This is a genomic window from Parasutterella sp. St.1A3, assembly GCF_059728705.1.
Window position 1 is genome coordinate 786,258 of sequence record NZ_BAAGFK010000001.1, and the last position, 17,617, is coordinate 803,874.

A 17,617-nucleotide genomic window follows, 5' to 3' on the forward strand; every position below is an offset into this window, starting at 1 on the left:
CATGAGTGAAATTATATCAGTTATTGGAATATTCTTAGCAACATTGATGGGCACATTCGGTATGAACTTTTGGAAGCTGCTTGAAGAGTGGCAGATGGGTCCGACTAGAACAACACTGCGGAAGACATACGGCCTCTGCTTCATTTGTGTGGTGCTTCTTAATCTCGGAATATACCTTTGGCGGCTTTTTAACGTACAGGGAGGAGGGTCTCTCTATCCGACCTATATATCCAGAAGCCCGCAGGAGTGGTTAGCTGGGGGATTAATTTCGTCTTTGGTTTTATGGCTCTTCCTCTGTTTCCTTGTGCGGGATAAATATCTCTTCGACCTGGGGCAACTTAGGCAGGGCTTGTTAAATGCTATCGCCCGCTGGAAGTGGTTTTACATCGTTGATCTGACCACCTTGGCAGTGTCGTATAGCTACCAAGCTTATTTCTACGGGTGGTGGCCGTGGTAGCAAAGGTTATCGGAGCGCTCCTTGTGGTCGTTTCCGCATACTTCTACGGATATCACCAGGGGCAGAACACGGAGGAACTCAAACATGCCCGTACTCAAATATCAGCGCTCGAGAGAGCGATCGAGGAACACAAGGCCAAACAGGCGAACGACGCGCAGGCTTTATCTGATCTGCGGATTGCTGAGTCTCGTGCTCGTGATGAGTATGAGTGGATGCGCGGCCAGTTGTCCGAGCTTGAAAGAAGAGCCAAAACCGCTGCCGATAGACAGCGTAATCGATGTCTACAACTGGCAGTCGAGGGTAGGGAACTACTCGACCAGGCTCAAAGAGCAATTAAATTCTGCGAGCAGAACCACAAATAACGTCCGAAGGACAATAGAGAAATAAAAAACCTCACGACACGCTGTGGTGTTTTGTGAGGTGTTTTCACTGTTTACTCTCTAAAAGCCTTGAGGCTCAGAAGAGGTTGGCGCGCCAGGCAGGAGTCGAACCCACGACCACCTGGTTCGTAGCCAGGTACTCTATCCAGCTGAGCTACTGGCGCGCTGTTCGTTTAACAACGAGGTTTGAATTATACATAAAAAAATAATCTTTGCAAGTGGCTTCAATTTTTTTAAGTGCATCGCAGGGCGGGCGTTTGAAAAACCGTAAAATAATTATCTAACTCATTAAAAAGTCGGAAAAATCTGTTGACTTTTTTAAATATAAACGTATAATATATACGTTTATTAAATAAGACTGGGGGTTATCGATGAAGGCTGACGATTCGATCCTTGCGCTCATTCCCAAAGGATGCAGAGTTAATTGGAATGAAAAACAAAAACGGTTTTATGTCTTCAAATCTTCTTACTACTACAGCAAAGAAGCAAAACGTTCCAAAGAAAAAAGAGTGCAAGTAGGTACCGTCGTTGATGGAGTTTTTACCTACGCGAAAAGTTACCTGATGAGTCAAGAGCTCAAATCGTTGAAACGCGAGGCCGCGGAAACAAAAACAACTGTAGTAGAAAAGCCCCGTAAACTTGTTGATTCCGAAATAACAGACCTTCGTCAGAAGGGCAAGGTACAGTACCCTCTTGCCTATGTTTATTTGGCTGCTCTACTTTGCTCACTTTCCGGCCAGACCAATTGTGTTCAAATCGTAGACTATTGGAAAAATAACCGTCCTGCCCTCGAGTCAATCTTTGAAGACTTCCCAAAACAAGATATTTCTCATGACACGGTTCGCCGCCTTCTAATGCTTATTGATCCGGATCAGTTCCAAAGCTTCTATAGCAAACTGGTTAAGCCGCTCTTGCATAAATTTACCTCTAGGGTTGTTGCGGTTGACGGGCAGGCAGTTCGGGCCTCAAAAAACTCGACACAAAAGAACGGCAAGTACATTCTTACTTTCTACGATACGGATAATGGAATAGCTCTTGGACAAAAACTAATCGGAGAAAAACATAACGAAATAACCTACGCCGCCGACATGGTTGAAGGATTAGATTTAAGAGGCAGCATTGTCACGGCCGATGCTCTTCATACTCAAGAGAAATTTGCGGCAAAGCTGATTGAACAAGGCGCCGATTACTGCTTGGCCGTTAAACAGAACCAAAAAACTCTTTATTACGATATCCAGTTGTGCTTTGTCGATAGATTGGAAACTCGGACTTTAGAGATCGAGAAGATTGAACTGGGACACGGCCGAATAGAGACTCGTCGTATCTCGGTTTCACCGGGTAATACCCTAAAGGCAGATCATTTAAAGAAATGGATCGGCTTAGATGAAGGAACCATAATCAAGGCTACGACGGAGATTGTTGACAAAACAATCGGTCAAATTAGTTCCTTAGACAGGTATTTCATCTGTTCATTAAATTGGTTCAATACACACATTGCCGAACAATGCGCGAGGTCTGTACGGCGTCACTGGGGTATTGAAAATGATTTGCACTATGTCTTAGATGTAGATTTCTTTCAAGACAGAACTCAATGCAAGAACGCAAATTACCTACAAAATCGCACTCTTCTCCATAAATGGGCGCTAGGAGTAATTAGGCAGGCGCAGAAAGAGGAAGAAAACAACACGGGTAAAACAGCAAAGAGTGTTAAGCGATACATGGCACAATTCAATGCTCCCAGTATCGCTCTCGACGCTTTAACCAGGATTATTGGATAAAAGTTTCATGCGTACGCCCTGAGTGCGTTGAAAAATCTCTCACCGATCTAAGCATTTCAAGCGCCTGCTGAGAGGAATCAGACTATGATTTTGAAAACGGAGGAATTTATGGACAACAACATCTTATTTGGACGTACAGGTGCTGACGAAGGCTTCAAGGACGAAATCCTTCTGACAAACATGTCAAACCGTCACGGCTGCATCACCGGCGCAACAGGTACCGGTAAAACCGTTTCTCTTCAGGTGCTGGCTGAAGCATTCTCCAAGAAGGGCGTTCCGGTGTTCCTTGCCGATATCAAAGGCGATCTTTCTGGTATTGCCAGAGAGGCAGTCATTTCGGATAAGCTGCGGCAGCGGCTGGAAAAGCGCCATTTGGATGTACCCGTACCGGTCGCCTGCCCTGTAACCTTTTGGGATGTCTTCGGTGAGCAGGGCTTTCCGGTGCGAGCGACGATCAGCGATATGGGGCCCTTGCTCTTATCTCGTCTGCTGGGACTTAACGATACTCAGGAGGGCGTTTTAAACGCCGTATTTGCGATTGCTGACGACAACGGACTCCTTCTGCTGGACCTAAAAGATCTGCGCTCTATGCTTCAGTTCGTCGGGGAGAATGCGGCTCAGTTCAAAACCAAGTACGGCAATATCTCCGCCGCATCAATAGGAGCGATTCAAAGAGGCCTCCTGACTCTTGAAAAGCAGGGCGCTGATAAGTTCTTCGGCGAACCGATGCTTGATATCCACGACTTAATGCAGACAGTGGACGGTAAAGGAGTTGTGAATATTCTGGCAGCAGATAAGCTGATGCAATCTCCGAAGCTTTATGCAACATTCCTTTTGTGGATCCTAAGCGAACTTTACGAAAACCTGCCCGAGGTCGGAGATCTGGATAAACCGAAGTTGGTATTTTTCTTTGACGAAGCGCACATGCTCTTTAGTGATGCGCCTCAGGTGCTGACCGATAAGGTTGAACAGGTTGTTCGCCTGGTGCGTTCTAAGGGTGTAGGCGTCTTTTTTGTGACGCAGAGCCCTGCAGATATTCCCGAGAAGATCCTTGGTCAGTTGGGCAACCGTGTTCAGCATGCGCTGCGCGCATTTACACCTAGAGATCAAAAAGCGGTGAAAACTGTTGCGGAAACAATGAGGCCTAATCCAAATATCAACATTGCTCAGGCAATTCAGGAGTTGGGTGTGGGAGAAGCTTTGATAAGCTTTTTGGATGCTTCCGGCACACCGGGAATTACTCAGAGAGTTTGGGTAAATGCACCGGGAAGCCAGATCGGACCGATCACGCCGGAAGAACGAAAGGCTTTTATGGATACATCCATTGTGAAAGGGGTCTACGAGAACGCTGTTGATAGAGAAAGCGCGTTTGAAATATTAAGGGATCGAGGAACTCAGGCAGCTTCTGCGGGCAGTACGGCGGCCTCGCCGACAAACGGAACCGGCGCTCCTGACAGCGCAGAAGGAAACGGTGTGACCGATGTCCTGCTCGGTAAGATGAAAGACATACTTCTTGGCTCAACCGGCCCCCGCGGAGGCCATAGAGAAGGAATACTTGAGAAGGTTGTTCGCCAAAGCGGTGAACGGATGCTTAGAGGTATTCTTGGTTCACTTTTGAAAAAGTAAGTCACAAAACCGATGCACAGGCGGCCTTAAATAGGCCGCTTAACTTTTATTCGTTTGAAAAGGACAGAGCCGAAGAGAGAGGCTTCGGCTTGAGCCCGGAAGGACTTCCGGGCCGCGGATTGGATTCTGTAGATACAAAAAAAGCAAGCATTAGGCTCGCAAAAAATTGGAGCGGGAGACGAGTCTCGAACTCGCGACCTCAACCTTGGCAAGGTTGCGCTCTACCAACTGAGCTACTCCCGCATTCATCGCTGATCAACAACGAAGACCGAATTGTACACTAATTTTTTGTTTTTGTGGAGCGGGAGACGAGTCTCGAACTCGCGACCTCAACCTTGGCAAGGTTGCGCTCTACCAACTGAGCTACTCCCGCATTCACTGGAGGCGCGAAGCGGAGTCGAACCGCTCTAAACGGATTTGCAATCCGCTGCATAGCCGCTTTGCTATCGCGCCAACAAAAATTATTGGAGCGGGAGACGAGTCTCGAACTCGCGACCTCAACCTTGGCAAGGTTGCGCTCTACCAACTGAGCTACTCCCGCGACAGGAGTTGAACTATACAGGTGGATTTCTATGTTGTCAAACGACACCCGCAAATTTTTTTGAATTTGCAGAAAAAGGAAGTAAAAGAATGTAGCAGACACCGCGAATCGCCCGAGTAATTAGGCAATATCTCACTTGTTTTGAGTGTATTTGTAATGAATATCAATCCAAAGTTATAAATCACTTCAAGTTAGTCTGAAAATTATATGGGAAAACATTAAGTTATATTCCATTTATTGTCTTTAAGAATTACTGCATAACAGAGAATTTTTTGCAATAATCTGAATATAGAGATGGAGTTTTAAAAATACTATGGCACTGAAGGTCTTTAATTTCGCCTGCGTTAACGGCCATACATTCGAAGCAATGGTCGGTAGTGAAGAAGACTTTGAAAAGCAGAAAAAGGCCGGCTTGTTTACCTGTCCTGTCTGCGGGTCTTCAGAGGTGAAGCGCGCCCTCTCTGCGCCGCACGTGAAAACTCAGGCCGCCGATGAAGTGAAAAACAGTGAGTCGTTGGATAGTCTCAGCGATCTTTTTAAGGCCATTCACAAAATCTTGGACGACAGCGAATATGTCGGAGATAAATTTGCTGACGAAGCGCTTGCTATTAAAAGAGGAGAGGCCGAGGAAAGAGTGATTTCCGGTACGGCCTCTCAGGAAGAAGTGGAGCAATTGAAAGAAGAGGGCGTTGACGTGCTTCAGGTTCCCGTCGTGCCCAAAAATAAAGTTAACTGATGTCTTGAAGTTGCTCGGATAAATCGAGCCATTTGGCTTCAAGTTCATCAATCTCGGCAGAAAGCTCTCCGTGCTTTTCCCGACTTTTCCTTGATTTTTAAAACGATTTCGCGGTACAACCCGTGAGTACCAAGCCTTTAGCCGATTTTATATTTTAGCGACTTCGTAGTTCAACGATTCATCGGATTTTAAAGCTTCTTCCAAGTTTCCTAACTAAAGAGCCGTGACTCTCAAGACGCGTCAGGGGCTCCAAGCCGCACGATTTCCAGATGTCATTGGCAATTTCCAGAAGAGGTTTGTACTCTCCGGAGGACGTGCTCCCTTCAGAGTTTTCAACCACACACTGATATAGCTGACTTTTACTTTTTCTTAATGCATTCAAGGGGGAGACGCTGAGCGCATTGAGGGCTTCTACAACCTGCCTTACAGAGTATTTCAAGGCATCCTCTTTCAGCTGTTTCTGCATTAAACGAGTCAGGACAAGGCTGATATAGCACAGTACAAAATGACCCCGTATATGCTTGGTTGTCCATACGTAGACCGGCCTGGCTTCAATCGCCGTTTTTAACACTCTAAAGTTATCCTCGATTCTCCAGAGTTGTCGAAGCAGTGCATAAATGACGCTCGGATCTTGATCTTCGATATTGGTCAGCAAGGCCGTGTAACCGCACCATTTAAGACGCTTGGTGTAAAGCGTTTCATTAAATTGAACTTCTTTAAGCTCTGATTTAATAAAACTCTTATAGCCGTTGCGATTAGCTGCCTGGACAGCTTTCGCTCCTTTTCGTACGAGTTCTTTCGCACGTGTTGTCTTTTTTCTCAGTTCATCCAAGTCGTGCTTATAACGTGATAAAGAGAACGTTGCAATGCACTCAGCCTCCAGCTGGATTTTTCTCGATTGCTCACCCTTTGGATAAACGCGCTTGTTGATTGGAAGAGCCATTCGCTTGATGCGCCAAGAATCTTCTACGCAGTCATAACTCTCCCATCCGTCCTCTTCCAGAAGAGAATCTTGTTCTGTACGGTTTAGTTTTACGTAAGGAGGATAGCCAACAATATATTTAAACCCGGCCTGTTCAAGGGATTCCAAGTTGATGAGTTGGTTTAACCCGGCATCGGCTATGATCGTTACGTTGTTTAACTGGTAACGTTTTTTAAAGCCTTCCACCACCTCAAGCATTGTGCCGACTTCGGCAGTATTACCTCTAAAGAGCTCGTAGCCAAACGGTATTCCTTCGCTGTCTACAAGTAAGCCCATCACAACCTGTGTTTCTTGGGTTCGATGTTCTTTGCTCATACCTCGAGCACGAAGCTCATCTTCGATAAAACTCTCAAAGTAAAAGGTGGTGACATCATAAAGAGCGATCGTAAGATCCCTCTGATAAAGCTTGTCTATTGCCGCGTTTAACCGATCAATGATCTTTTGCTTGCGTTCGTCAAGTATATCCAGCAAGTTGTACATATCCTTGAGAGAAAGGCTCTCAAAGTCGTATAGATATCTATTCCTGTCAATCCACGTTCCTAGTTTTGATTCAGGCCTGAGTATCCGAGCAACCGCATTGTAAAAGGCCAGTTTATTTAAATCGACCGGAACCTTTCCTCTGTAATTGCGCTCTAGATTCTTGAAGTATTGGTCTAATTCAAGCTTGTTCCAAATCGTTAGAAACGGTGCTGGTGAAACGAGAAATGAACTGCCTAACTCAGTGGAGTTCGATGCGCTGTCAACGATTGAGACTCCGCTGCCGTTCGGCAGCTCGGTCGCCTCCGCATAGGCCTGAGTTGATTCCCGGAAGAGCTTTAAATCTGAATTGATAAGTTCGAGTCCGTCAGGGTGCTTCTGCAGAAATAGTTCCTTGTTCCCGTAGCTTTTGAGCTGACGAGTTGTGGACCTTTTTGTAATTGGATCTCGATACTTCTCGACGATAGAGATATAGACCTTGCCTTTTACCTTTCTTTCCGAAATTGAGATGGACACGACTCACTCCTCCTTATTGATAATTATATCATAATTAGCCTTAGTTGAGCTACCTTGTCGTTAAATTTTCTAGAAAAAATTTCGAATTTATCGTTGAATATTCAGAAGGTTAAAGAAGCTTATTGATACATTTTTCTGGAAAAGTCGGGACTTTGAAAAGCAGAAAAAGGCCGGCTTGTTTACCTGTCCTGTCTGCGGGTCTTCAGAGGTGAAGCGCGCCCTCTCTGCGCCGCACGTGAAAACTCAGGCCGCCGATGAAGTGAAAAACAGTGAGTCGTTGGATAGTCTCAGCGATCTTTTTAAGGCCATTCACAAAATCTTGGACGACAGCGAATATGTCGGAGATAAATTTGCTGACGAAGCGCTTGCTATTAAAAGAGGAGAGGCCGAGGAAAGAGTGATTTCCGGTACGGCCTCTCAGGAAGAAGTGGAGCAATTGAAAGAAGAGGGCGTTGACGTGCTTCAGGTTCCCGTCGTGCCCAAAAATAAAGTTAACTGATGTCTTGAAGTTGCTCGGATAAATCGAGCCATTTGGCTTCAAGTTCATCAATCTCGGCAGAAAGCTCTCCGTGCTTTTTCAGACAGACTGCAACTTCATCTTGGTTGCCCTGATAGAAATCTGTGTCCGCAAGCTTTGCATCAAGAGTTTTCTTTTCTGCAGAAAGCTTTTCGAGCTTCTTCTCAACTTTTTCAAGCTCTTTTTTAATGGGTCTGGACAGAGCCGCGATTCTTTGCCTTTCCTGCGCGTCGTTTCTGCGCTGTTCTTTACGGCTGACTACAGCTTTCTCTTCCGGTTTGCCGGCGTTCTTCTTCTCCTGTTTGTCACGCAGAACAAATTCCGCATAGTCATCCAGGTCGCCATGGAACTCCGTCAGCGCCCCGTCATGAACCAGCCACAGCTCGTCGCAGCAGGCGCGAAGCAAATGGCGGTCATGTGAAACCAAAAGCACAGCTCCGCCGTAGGAAGAGAGCGCTTCAGTGAGCGCGTCTCTCGTCGCCATGTCCAGGTGGTTTGTCGGTTCGTCAAAAACCAAAAGGTTCGGCTTTGACCAAGACAAAAGCGCAAGAGAAAGACGCGCTTTCTCGCCTCCGGACATCGGGCCGACCAGGGCCGTTGCCATCTCACCGGAAAACTTGAAGCCTCCGAGATAATCACGAAGCTCTTGTTCTCGTGTATTGGGCGGAGCGACGCGAGCTAAATGCTGAAGCGCGGTTTCATCATCCCGAAGATCGTCAAGCTGATGCTGCGCGAAATAGCCGATGATGAGGCCGTTGCCGTAGCGAATTTCACCGGAGAGCGGCTTGAGCGCGCCGATGAGCGTTTTAATGAGGGTTGATTTACCCGCACCGTTGACACCTAAGACTCCGATGCGAGCGCCTGCTGAAATCACACACTTAACGTTCGTCAGAATCTTTTTGTCGGGATATCCGCAGTCAAGCTCCTCTGCGTGAATCAGGTGCTGAGGAATCTTCTCCGGTTCACGAAAATGAAAGGACCACTGGTAGGTGGAATGAAGAGGAGCGACCTTCTTCAGTTTTTCAAGCATCTTGATGCGGGACTGAGCCTGCTTGGCTTTGGTCGCTTTGTAGCGGAATCGATCAATGTAGGCCTGCAGGTGAGAAGCCGTGGCTTCATAAGCCTTTGCCGCAGCTTGCTGAAGCTTGATTTTTTCAGCTCTTGCGAGCTCATACTGACTGAAATTTCCGGAATAACGATTGATGGTTCCGTCTTCAATAGCCCAGATTGTTCTGGAAACACTGTCAAGAAACTCTCGGTCATGCGAAATCACAATGACTGTCGAATGAATGTGCTTCAGAAAGTTCTCCAGCCAAATGACGGAATCGATATCCAAATGGTTGGTCGGTTCGTCAAGAAGCAGCAAATCCGAGGGTTTCATCAGCGCTCGAGCTAATGCCAGTCGGTTGCGCCATCCGCCCGAAAATTCGGAGACCTTTCTTTGGGAGTCAGACGGCTTAAAACCAAGACCGTAGAGAATCTCTTCGGCTTCAGCAACGACCGCGCCTTCATTAATTTCCGCAAGCTGAGAAAGTGCGGTCGCATAAGCGATGTCATCAGAAGACTCTTCCGCCTTCTTCAGAGCCGCTTTGGCTTCCATCAGCGGCTGATGACCTCCCAGGACAAACTGCAGAGCCTGAGAGTCAGTTTCTAAAATGCGCTGAGCGACATGACTGATTCGAATGGGAGCTGGCGCGAGGATGTCACCGTCCTCGGGCGAGAGCTCTGAGAGGATAGCGGCAAACAGCGTCGATTTTCCGGAGCCGTTTGGGCCGACCAAACCGACTCTTTCTCCGTCGGAAGCCGTTAAATTAACACCTTTGTAAAGGACTCTGACTCCGCGAGTCAGAGATAAATTCTGTAGTTTCAGCATTACGGAACTTGTTCTTTTTTAATGAGAAAGACTTGTTCGTCTCCTCCCGATGTTTTGATCCATTGCACGGGAAGATCAGGGAAGCGGGCTTTAAAGAAGTCCGAATTGTCCCCAAGCTCAACAATGAGGACGCCATTATCGCAGAGGTGCTCTTTGGCCTGATCCATGATCTTTTGGATGACATCCATTCCGTCTTCTCCCGCTTCAAGCGCAAGCGCGGGCTCGTGACAGTATTCGGCCGGCAGACTTTCCATCGCGCTCTGTGTCACATAGGGCGGGTTGGAAATAATGAGATCGTATTTGGCTCCCTGCAGCCCGCTGAATACATCGCTTTGCATCGGGAAGACGCGGTTTTCCAATCCATACTCTTCAATATTGATCTGAGCGACCTCCAAGGCGTCCGGGCTAATGTCTGCGGCGTCAACTTCGGCATTGGGAAAAAGATCGGCAAGCATGATGGCAAGACATCCGGAGCCGGTGCACAGATCCAAAACATGCTTGACATTGAGCGGATCTTCCACAATTCCTTCAAATCGATCTTCGATCATTTCGGCGATAAAGCTCCGTGGAATCAGTACGCGTTCATCCACGTAGAACCGGTAGCCGACTAACCACCATTCGTGGACAATGTAAGCGGTAGGCTCCAAATCATCACATCTTCTGGAGATGTTGTTCAGAAGCATCTCGCGCTCATTGCTCGTCAGAGAAGCGTCTAGAAACTTCTGTTCATACTCCAGCGGAATATGCAGCGAACGCAGCACAAGAAAAGACGCTTCCTGAAAGGGATCGTCATATCCGTGACTGAATGTGGCCTCAGACTCGAAAAGGCGGGTCGACGCATAGCGAATGAAATCGCGTATGGTGGTCAGCGAAGATGTTTTATCACTCATGAGTTTGGTCCAAAAATATATTTCTCAGTGTTTGATAGTAAATTTCCGCTAAATCGGAAATTTGAGAAAGTTCGACACGTTCGTCAATTTTATGGATTCTGTCGTTCGTGGGACCGAATTCAACTATATCCGGGCACCAATTTTTCACAAAACGTCCGTCGCTGGTTCCGCCGGAAGTCGACAGCACCGGCTCAATACCGGTAACGGCGGTAATCGCTTTAGAGAGTCTGCTGGTCAGGAATGTGCCCTGAGCAAAAAACGGTTCCGCGCTTTCCTGCCACGCGACGGAATAGTCAAGACCAAGTCCGCGGCAGATGGATTCGATCTTTTCTTCTAAAGATTTGGCCGTGTGCGCAGGGTTGTAGCGAATGTTAAACGTGATTTCGCAGACGGGCGGGACCACGTTGACCGCTCCCGTGCCCGCATGAATGTTGCTGATTTGGAACGACGTCGGAGGGAAAGGTTCGAAGCCTTCATCCCAAACTTCTGAAGAAAGACGGCTGATGAGCGGACCGGCCATATGAATCGGATTTTTAACTTTTTCCGGATAGGCGACATGCCCTTGGATACCCTTCAGGATCAGTTTTCCGTTGAGAGAGCCTCTTCGACCGTTTTTTATGGTGTCTCCGAGTTTTACCGAGCAGCTCGGCTCTCCCACGATGCAGCACATCGGTGCTTCTTCCGTCTTTATCAGCGCTTCAAGCGCGAATTTGGTTCCGTCACGCCCGTCACCTTCCTCGTCCGAGGTGATTAGAAAGGAGATGCTTCCGTTAAAGTTCGGATACTCTAGGACAAAGCGGCAGGCGGCAGCAGTAAATGCGGCGTCCGATGTTTTCATATCCTGCGCGCCGCGGCCGTACAGATATCCTTCGGATTCCGTCGGCTCAAAGGGCGGGAATTTCCAAGGGGCGCTTCCTGCAGGAACGACATCGACATGACCGCAAAACAAAATGGACGGCTGAGAAGCGCCGATTTTGGCCCAAAGGTTTTTCGTTTCGCCTCGGTTGATTTCTCGGCATTGGAAACCGGCATCCGTGAGCGCTTTTGTGAGAATGTCCAGGCAGCCGGCGTCAGACGGCGTGACCGAGGGGCATTGAATCAGAGATTTGGTTAAGGAGATGGCGTCGTAAGACATAAGTGTGCAGGTAAGCGAAAAGGCAGCCGAAGCTGCCTTTCGTTAATGAAAATTATGAACGCAGCAGTTCGTTGATGCTGGTCTTGGAGCGTGTCTTTTCGTCAACGCGTTTGACGATCACGGCGCAGTTCAGGTTGTACTTGCCGTCTTTAGAGGGAAGACTTCCCGGGACGACAACAGAGCCTGAGGGAACTCTGCCGCGGAAGATTTCACCGGTGGTGCGGTCGTAAATCTTCGTGCTTTGTCCGATGAAAACACCCATTGAAATAACAGAGTTGGCTTCCACGACGACGCCTTCAACAATTTCGCTGCGCGCGCCGATAAAGCAGTTGTCCTCAATGATGGTAGGACCGGCCTGAAGCGGCTCGAGAACGCCGCCGATGCCGACACCGCCGGAGAGGTGGCAGTTCTTGCCGACCTGAGCGCAGGAGCCTACGGTCGACCAGGTGTCAACCATGGTGTTTTCGCCGATGTGCGCGCCGATGTTGACAAAACTCGGCATCAGAACGACACCCGGTGCAATATAGGAGCCCTGGCGGACAACAGCTCCCGGAACACAGCGGATACCGGTTTTTGCCCAGTCGTCCGCGCTGAAGTCTTGGAAGCGAAGCGGGACCTTGTCGTAGAAACTCATGTCTCCTGCACGCATAATGCGGTTCGGATTAATTCTGAAACTGAGAAGAACCGCTTTTTTGATCCACTGATGAGTAACCCATTCGCCGTCGATTTTTTCGGCGACGCGGAGTTCTCCGGATTCAAGCTTGCGGATGACTTCATCGACCGAGTTGGTCACCTCGGGCGGAAGGTGCTCCGGCTTGAGTTCAAAAGCGTTTTCAATCATTTGCTGCAGCGCTAACATTTATCTTTCCTTTATTTAGGGTTAAATTCTGAAATTCTCCTTGCGGCTTCCTTAACCTCGGGAACAGTTGCGACAAGTGCGATACGGATGTAGCCGCGCCCCGGATTCAGGCCGCCGCAGTCCCGACTGAGGAAACTTCCGGGCAGAACCGTAATCGCCTTTTCTTCGTAGAGGCGTTTGGCGTACTCCTGATCATCGATCGGAGTTTTAGCCCAGAGATAAAAACTTGCATCCGGCATAGAAATTCCGAGTGTCTTAGACATCAGCGGAACCGCTGCCGCGAATTTTTCTTTATAAAGCCGTCTGCTTTCACGCACATGTTCTTCATCGTTCCATGCGGCAATGCTTGCCTGCTGAATCGGACCGCTCATTGCGCATCCGTGATAAGTGCGGTAAAGAAGGTAGGGTTTGATCAGAGCTGCGTCTCCGGCGACAAATCCCGTACGCATGCCCGGAATATTGGATCGTTTGGAGAGGCTCGAGAAGACAATCAGGCGCTCGAAATTATCGCGGCCAAGCAGCTTGGCAGCTTCAAGCGCACCCAGAGGCGGCCTTTCTTCATCAAAATAAATTTCGGAATAGCATTCATCGCTTCCGATCACAAAGCCGTATTTGTCGGAATAGCTGAAGAGTTTCTTCCAATCTTCTAAATTCAAAACCTTTCCGGTCGGATTGCTCGGACTGCAGACAAAAACCAGCTGAGTATTGCGAAGAACTTCTTCCGGGACTGAGTCAAGGTCCATCGCGAAGTTATTCTCAGCGGTCTGAGGACAGTAGTAAGGCGTTGCGCCGGCCATCAGAGACGCACCTTCATAAATCTGGTAGAAGGGGCAGGGGAGAATAACAAACGGACTTTTAGTGCGGTCGATATAGGCCTGTGTAAAAGAAAACAGGGCTTCGCGCGAACCGTTGGTCGGAAGAATCTGCGTCAGCGGGTCGGTCTTTACGCCATAGCGGCGGAAAATCCAATCAGAGATTGCAGTTCTGAGTTCAAGCGCGCCGGTCGTGGCGGGATACTTCTCAAAAAGCTTGGAACTGTCGAAAAGAGCCCGGATTACAGCTTCCGGCGCGGCGTGCTTAGGCTCGCCGATAGAAAGGGAAATATGTTCAATGCCGTCAGGCAGCTTCGAATCGGAGAGGAGCGCTCTAAGACGTGTAAAGGGATAAGGTTTTGTAAGCGATAGATCTGGATTCATTATTTTGTATTCCGAAATCAAACTTGATTTTTGATTTTATCAGCACGATTCCCAAAACACTCTTCCGTACACCATAAAAACCTGTGAATACAGGACGGATAGAAAAAAAGCCCGACTTGTGCCGAGCTTTTTTGAACTTCCTCACAGATTAGCCGCGGGTCGGATCGTTGGTTTCGAATTCAGGCAGTTCCACCGGAGCGACAGGTACCCAGCCCTCTTTGCGGTGTTCAACGACAACGGTTGTATAAATGCCGCCGCGGACCCACCATTTTGCTTTCAGACGCATGTAGCGCGGCTTCAGAGCCTCGACGAGATCGTCCAGAATTTTGTTGGTGATGGCTTCATGGAAGGCGCCTTCCTGACGATAGCTCCACATATAGAGCTTGAGCGCCTTCAGTTCAACGTTTTTCTGATCAGGAATGTAGTCAAGAAGCAGAGTCGCGAAATCGGGCTGACCGGTAAGGGGGCAAAGCGAAGTGAATTCCGGGATTTCAATGTGGATCAGGTAGTCGCGATTGGGCTGCGGGTTTGGGAAAGTTTCCAAATTTTTAGTGGGTCTTGTAGACATTTACGAATATTTACCTAAAAAATAATGATATTTTCTGTCAAAAAGACGGAATGATTCTTGAAGGTCAAAAATGTTATCACAGTGCGATGGCCGGCAAGCCCGTATCGGGATATTGCAATATCTTGTAAAGAAACAGTTTTCTTCATTAAGGATCAGGTCGGACGCATCAGAAATTAAATAGAAGACCACGATAAGGGTTTCCTTTTGAAGGGAGACCTTAGCCCAGGGAGCCGCTAGATGCGTATGCAATCATTCATTGCAGCCAGCATATCCTCAATTTTATTCAGCCTCGCCCTGATCACCGGTTTGGACGGCGCCTCTTTGCCCGTTGTCTCTTCCAAGCGTGTTTGGATTTTCGTCGTGAAGTTTAGGGCGATCTTGTTAAGCAGTGTTCTTCCGGCCAGATACTGAGCGTTTGTGCACTGCAGCCGATCCTGATTAAAGGCCATATCTAACGCCCAATGGCCTTTGTTTTCAATTGCCCAGTGCTGACGAATGGCACGATGCAGAACCTGCTCCACATTCGGGGCATCGTACCTTAATGATGAGATGTAATAGCGGACCTGAGGCCCAAGAATTTCTCCGGTGTTTTTCTTCACCGTGTCAGTGACGGCTTCCACGATCGATCCTTCATCGAGGCCAACCCATTTATTAAGAATTTCTTCCGGTAAAAGAGCTCCCGGAAGAACTCGAGTTTTTCTTTTCGTAATTTTGCCGCCTTGGTCTGTTACCGAAGGCCGCGCAATTTTGTACTCATGTGTTCCCAGTTCGAAGAATCCGCGCACCTGTTCATATGTAAGATCCTGATTAGCCTTCAGAGCCAAACAGTAGTCGGCCTTTTCGGCAATGATCTTTGCGGCGAACTCGGTTTGTGTATTTAAAGCATCTGCTGTGACGATTGCCCCTCGAATGTCTAAAGTGTCGATGAGCTTTGAGGCATGGGTAATTTCGTTGTTCTTTTCACCGATGACTTGCTGAGCCAGAATCAACTCGTTGTCTGCATCCATGATGTTTAAAACATACGGGGAGTGCTGAGAAGAATCCCGGGAAGCCCTGATAGCCTGTCCGTCGACAGCAATTACCGGGTGAGACAGTCTGCTGCGCAGCATCTCAACGAACCGTTCGATCAGAGCGGCATTTTTGTCTTTGCCGATAATCATCGTGATGCGCCTGACGGTATCGTGAGATATTTCCTCATCAGGAAAGTTGGGGAAGGTCTTGCTCAGCAAGGGGCGGCATTGATGCCAGAACTCTGCAATTTCCGTGCAGGAAGTTTTGCCTTGCATCGCAGCAAGAAGAATGACGCAAAAGACAATATCCAATGGGTAAATGATCCGTCCGGGATCTCTGGGATCAATCACTTCTTGGGCAGGTGCGGCAATCTTAGCCGCTTGAAGTGAACCTTTTCTTCTGCGCGGTTCCAGAGTAACCAATTTCTCCAAATCAGTTTCACCGGGCGGAAGTTTTCCCAAAGTCTCCGTTGAAATTCTTCTGCTGTTTTTAATCTTTGGATCGTAAACGCTGACGACTCTTTGAACATAAGTCCAACCGTCTTTTCGTTTCGCACGAATGATAGAAGTGTGCTCTTTTGGGTTATCAGATCTTGGTCTTGACATAGCAATCACCTTATATTGATCTCTAATATTATACTATTCATCACGATAAAGGGCAAGCACTTTTCCTAATAAATTCATGCAATTATCAGAAATTTTCGCAGATATTATTCAGATTTTTTATTAATATCGTGCGTCGAACCTGCATTAAGGATCAACCTCAATAGGCCTTTGGCAATAAGACTGTAAAATATCGAATTCAGCGCTAAGTTTTACCGAGGCTTTTGGGGTTTTAAACAATGATAAGTACAGTGGGTATGGTTGTCACAATTGTGATAATCATCGCAGCCGCAATCGGCGGGGTCTGGTATTGGACCAAGATTAAAGAGGATAAATCCTCGGAGCCGCCTAAAGATAATAGGCATGCAGAGATTCAGGAGCCGATTCTTCGAAATGATGACGCTTTGCCGAAACCCATCAGTCATATAAAGATTCCTTCAGAGGAGCCTAAAGAAGAGGATGCTCCGGCGGCCGAGCCTCCTCTTGAAACAGCAGAAGAAGAGAAGAAAGAGGAATCGGAAGTTTCTGCGCTGCCGGCTGAGCAGTCCGAGCCCTCCGATAACTATCTGGAGCAGCCGCAGCCGGAAGAATTAAGTGAATCGGGCCTTTTTAAACATGATCCGTTCTTAATGGAACTGGTGCGAATTAATTTCCGTAAACCTGTTACGGGCAGCCAGCTGACGCCTTTTGTCCGCAGCGCGCTTGATGAAATCGCTCCGCACGGTCTTCTTCGTGTGCTCGCACTTGAAAGCAACAGCCAGCGCTGGTTCAAACCCGACGCGATCGGTATGTTTGAAGCAGTCGCTTTTTACGTACAGCTTGCTTCAAGTCACGCTTCCTTTAATGATGTGTCTCTGAATCAGCTGAACGGCCAGATTTTCCAAAGAATGGAAATGCATTTGGACGGCAGCTGCGAAATTCAGGATGTGCAGGAGCTGGTGAACCGCACCCAGTATCTGAACGCGCTGATCAAGCAGTTCGGCGTGCAGATTACGCTGCTGCTTCGTCCGATTGAAAAGGTTTCTATTGATACCTTTGAGAGAGAGGCCACGCTTCTTGGGTTCAAGCGCCGCAGCTCCAAGCACTACGAAAAGATCGGAGAGTTGGTAACGGACAAAGAAGGCCGACGTCTCGGCAACCGAAAGGGGACGATCGAGATTCGCTGGATTGATGACAGCAACGTCACGATTTCTCTGAATGTTCCGCTGATTGCGCCCGAGAAGGATCCGCTGCGCCTCTTTATGACGGCAGTGAACGCCTTCGCGGCAGTCTTCGATGCAGAAATTGTCGGCTCTAACGGTAAAGTTATCGACGGCGCGATGATTTCCCTTCTGAAGCAGGAACTCGATCGTTTCTATAAGGAAATGCGTGCCAAAGATGTTGAGCCGGGCAGCCTGAGAGCGCACCGTCTCTTGGATTAGAGTCGGCTCATAATTACTCATTTAATTTTTATCAGAGCCTTCAATCGGTGTA

Annotated in this window: 15 protein-coding genes and 5 tRNA genes; 7 read left to right on the forward strand and 13 right to left on the reverse strand. The window is 48.0% G+C overall.

The genetic code is table 11. The features are described from left to right. The first annotated feature begins 1 nt into the window (after position 1). Complete coding sequence (locus AC6I1F_RS03750; RefSeq protein WP_160334033.1) at positions 2 to 457, forward strand: hypothetical protein; 456 nt, start codon at positions 2 to 4, stop codon at positions 455 to 457. After that, on the forward strand, positions 451 to 819 hold the full coding sequence (locus AC6I1F_RS03755; RefSeq protein WP_160334032.1) for a hypothetical protein: 369 nt from the start codon (positions 451 to 453) through the stop codon (positions 817 to 819). Before AC6I1F_RS03750 ends, AC6I1F_RS03755 begins: the two co-directional genes overlap by 7 nt. A gap of 105 nt (positions 820 to 924) precedes the next feature. Here AC6I1F_RS03755 and AC6I1F_RS03760 read toward each other — a convergent pair. Next, positions 925 to 1,001, reverse strand: a tRNA-Arg gene (locus tag AC6I1F_RS03760). A gap of 207 nt (positions 1,002 to 1,208) precedes the next feature. Between AC6I1F_RS03760 and AC6I1F_RS03765 the strand changes: the two genes are divergently transcribed. Further along, positions 1,209 to 2,615: an ISAs1 family transposase gene (locus AC6I1F_RS03765; protein WP_290149333.1), complete on the forward strand. Its 1,407-nt coding sequence runs from the start codon at positions 1,209 to 1,211 to the stop codon at positions 2,613 to 2,615. A 108-nt stretch (positions 2,616 to 2,723) separates the two neighbouring features. Next, on the forward strand, positions 2,724 to 4,241 hold the full coding sequence (locus AC6I1F_RS03770; protein ID WP_290149331.1) for a helicase HerA-like domain-containing protein: 1,518 nt from the start codon (positions 2,724 to 2,726) through the stop codon (positions 4,239 to 4,241). A gap of 167 nt (positions 4,242 to 4,408) precedes the next feature. Here the strand turns inward: AC6I1F_RS03770 and AC6I1F_RS03775 are convergent. The 4 genes from AC6I1F_RS03775 to AC6I1F_RS03790 all read right to left on the reverse strand — a co-directional run bounded on the left by AC6I1F_RS03775 (position 4,409) and on the right by AC6I1F_RS03790 (position 4,782). Beyond that, positions 4,409 to 4,484: transfer RNA gene (locus tag AC6I1F_RS03775), tRNA-Gly, on the reverse strand. A 54-nt stretch (positions 4,485 to 4,538) separates the two neighbouring features. Next, a tRNA-Gly gene (locus tag AC6I1F_RS03780) sits at positions 4,539 to 4,614 on the reverse strand. 6 nt (positions 4,615 to 4,620) lie between these two features. Further along, a tRNA-Cys gene (locus AC6I1F_RS03785) sits at positions 4,621 to 4,694 on the reverse strand. Between the two features lie 12 nt (positions 4,695 to 4,706). After that, a tRNA-Gly gene (locus AC6I1F_RS03790) sits at positions 4,707 to 4,782 on the reverse strand. A gap of 313 nt (positions 4,783 to 5,095) precedes the next feature. Between AC6I1F_RS03790 and AC6I1F_RS03795 the strand changes: the two genes are divergently transcribed. After that, entirely contained in the window at positions 5,096 to 5,518 is a 423-nt protein-coding gene (locus AC6I1F_RS03795; RefSeq protein WP_290149329.1) for a DUF1178 family protein, read from the forward strand. 178 nt (positions 5,519 to 5,696) lie between these two features. Here AC6I1F_RS03795 and AC6I1F_RS03800 read toward each other — a convergent pair whose 3' ends face one another. Further along, positions 5,697 to 7,493 carry an IS1634 family transposase gene (locus tag AC6I1F_RS03800; protein WP_281523370.1) on the reverse strand — a complete coding sequence of 599 codons (1,797 nt, stop codon included), beginning with the start codon at positions 7,491 to 7,493 and terminating at the stop codon, positions 5,697 to 5,699. A gap of 121 nt (positions 7,494 to 7,614) precedes the next feature. Here AC6I1F_RS03800 and AC6I1F_RS03805 point away from each other — a divergent pair, with 121 nt between their 5' ends. Further along, complete coding sequence (locus AC6I1F_RS03805; RefSeq protein WP_497801787.1) at positions 7,615 to 7,992, forward strand: DUF1178 family protein; 378 nt, start codon at positions 7,615 to 7,617, stop codon at positions 7,990 to 7,992. Here the strand turns inward: AC6I1F_RS03805 and AC6I1F_RS03810 are convergent. From AC6I1F_RS03810 to AC6I1F_RS03840, 7 genes are all read right to left on the reverse strand, one after another. Then, positions 7,985 to 9,883, reverse strand: coding sequence for an ABC-F family ATP-binding cassette domain-containing protein (locus tag AC6I1F_RS03810; RefSeq protein WP_289163780.1), 1,899 nt, complete (start codon positions 9,881 to 9,883; stop codon positions 7,985 to 7,987). The genes AC6I1F_RS03805 and AC6I1F_RS03810 overlap by 8 nt on opposite strands. Then, positions 9,883 to 10,773 carry a 50S ribosomal protein L3 N(5)-glutamine methyltransferase gene (gene prmB, locus AC6I1F_RS03815; protein ID WP_251451278.1) on the reverse strand — a complete coding sequence of 297 codons (891 nt, stop codon included), beginning with the start codon at positions 10,771 to 10,773 and terminating at the stop codon, positions 9,883 to 9,885. The genes AC6I1F_RS03810 and prmB overlap by 1 nt, the downstream gene beginning before the upstream one ends. Beyond that, positions 10,766 to 11,908 carry a succinyl-diaminopimelate desuccinylase gene (dapE, locus tag AC6I1F_RS03820; protein WP_289077733.1) on the reverse strand — a complete coding sequence of 381 codons (1,143 nt, stop codon included), beginning with the start codon at positions 11,906 to 11,908 and terminating at the stop codon, positions 10,766 to 10,768. The genes prmB and dapE overlap by 8 nt, the downstream gene beginning before the upstream one ends. A 52-nt stretch (positions 11,909 to 11,960) precedes the next feature. Beyond that, complete coding sequence (gene dapD / locus AC6I1F_RS03825) at positions 11,961 to 12,767, reverse strand: 2,3,4,5-tetrahydropyridine-2,6-dicarboxylate N-succinyltransferase (RefSeq protein ID WP_160334141.1); 807 nt, start codon at positions 12,765 to 12,767, stop codon at positions 11,961 to 11,963. A gap of 11 nt (positions 12,768 to 12,778) precedes the next feature. Continuing rightward, positions 12,779 to 13,963 (reverse strand): succinyldiaminopimelate transaminase, encoded by a 1,185-nt coding sequence (dapC, locus tag AC6I1F_RS03830; protein WP_251451284.1) that lies wholly within the window; start codon positions 13,961 to 13,963, stop codon positions 12,779 to 12,781. Positions 13,964 to 14,111: 148 nt separating this feature from the next. Continuing rightward, positions 14,112 to 14,531: a preQ(1) synthase gene (gene queF, locus AC6I1F_RS03835; RefSeq protein ID WP_160334139.1), complete on the reverse strand. Its 420-nt coding sequence runs from the start codon at positions 14,529 to 14,531 to the stop codon at positions 14,112 to 14,114. Positions 14,532 to 14,764: 233 nt separating this feature from the next. Then, positions 14,765 to 16,147: an ISAs1 family transposase gene (locus AC6I1F_RS03840; protein WP_160336431.1), complete on the reverse strand. Its 1,383-nt coding sequence runs from the start codon at positions 16,145 to 16,147 to the stop codon at positions 14,765 to 14,767. 236 nt (positions 16,148 to 16,383) lie between these two features. Between AC6I1F_RS03840 and AC6I1F_RS03845 the strand changes: the two genes are divergently transcribed. Next, the gene (locus tag AC6I1F_RS03845; protein WP_290149324.1) at positions 16,384 to 17,565 is read left to right on the forward strand and encodes a hypothetical protein; all 1,182 of its coding nucleotides are present in this window, start codon (positions 16,384 to 16,386) and stop codon (positions 17,563 to 17,565) included. The last annotated feature ends 52 nt before the right edge of the window (positions 17,566 to 17,617 follow it).

Bases quoted from the DNA above. Each gene is read 5' to 3' on its own strand.
- AC6I1F_RS03750 (WP_160334033.1), top strand. From the start codon at position 2: ATGAGTGAAATTATATCAGTTATTGGAATATTCTTAGCAACATTGATG.
- AC6I1F_RS03765 (WP_290149333.1), top strand. From the start codon at position 1,209: ATGAAGGCTGACGATTCGATCCTTGCGCTCATTCCCAAAGGATGCAGA.
- AC6I1F_RS03770 (WP_290149331.1), top strand. From the start codon at position 2,724: ATGGACAACAACATCTTATTTGGACGTACAGGTGCTGACGAAGGCTTC.
- AC6I1F_RS03795 (WP_290149329.1), top strand. From the start codon at position 5,096: ATGGCACTGAAGGTCTTTAATTTCGCCTGCGTTAACGGCCATACATTC.
- AC6I1F_RS03810 (WP_289163780.1), bottom strand. From the start codon at position 9,883: ATGCTGAAACTACAGAATTTATCTCTGACTCGCGGAGTCAGAGTCCTT.
- prmB (WP_251451278.1), bottom strand. From the start codon at position 10,773: ATGAGTGATAAAACATCTTCGCTGACCACCATACGCGATTTCATTCGC.
- dapE (WP_289077733.1), bottom strand. From the start codon at position 11,908: ATGTCTTACGACGCCATCTCCTTAACCAAATCTCTGATTCAATGCCCC.
- dapD (WP_160334141.1), bottom strand. From the start codon at position 12,767: ATGTTAGCGCTGCAGCAAATGATTGAAAACGCTTTTGAACTCAAGCCG.
- dapC (WP_251451284.1), bottom strand. From the start codon at position 13,963: ATGAATCCAGATCTATCGCTTACAAAACCTTATCCCTTTACACGTCTT.
- queF (WP_160334139.1), bottom strand. From the start codon at position 14,531: ATGTCTACAAGACCCACTAAAAATTTGGAAACTTTCCCAAACCCGCAG.
- AC6I1F_RS03840 (WP_160336431.1), bottom strand. From the start codon at position 16,147: ATGTCAAGACCAAGATCTGATAACCCAAAAGAGCACACTTCTATCATT.
- AC6I1F_RS03845 (WP_290149324.1), top strand. From the start codon at position 16,384: ATGATAAGTACAGTGGGTATGGTTGTCACAATTGTGATAATCATCGCA.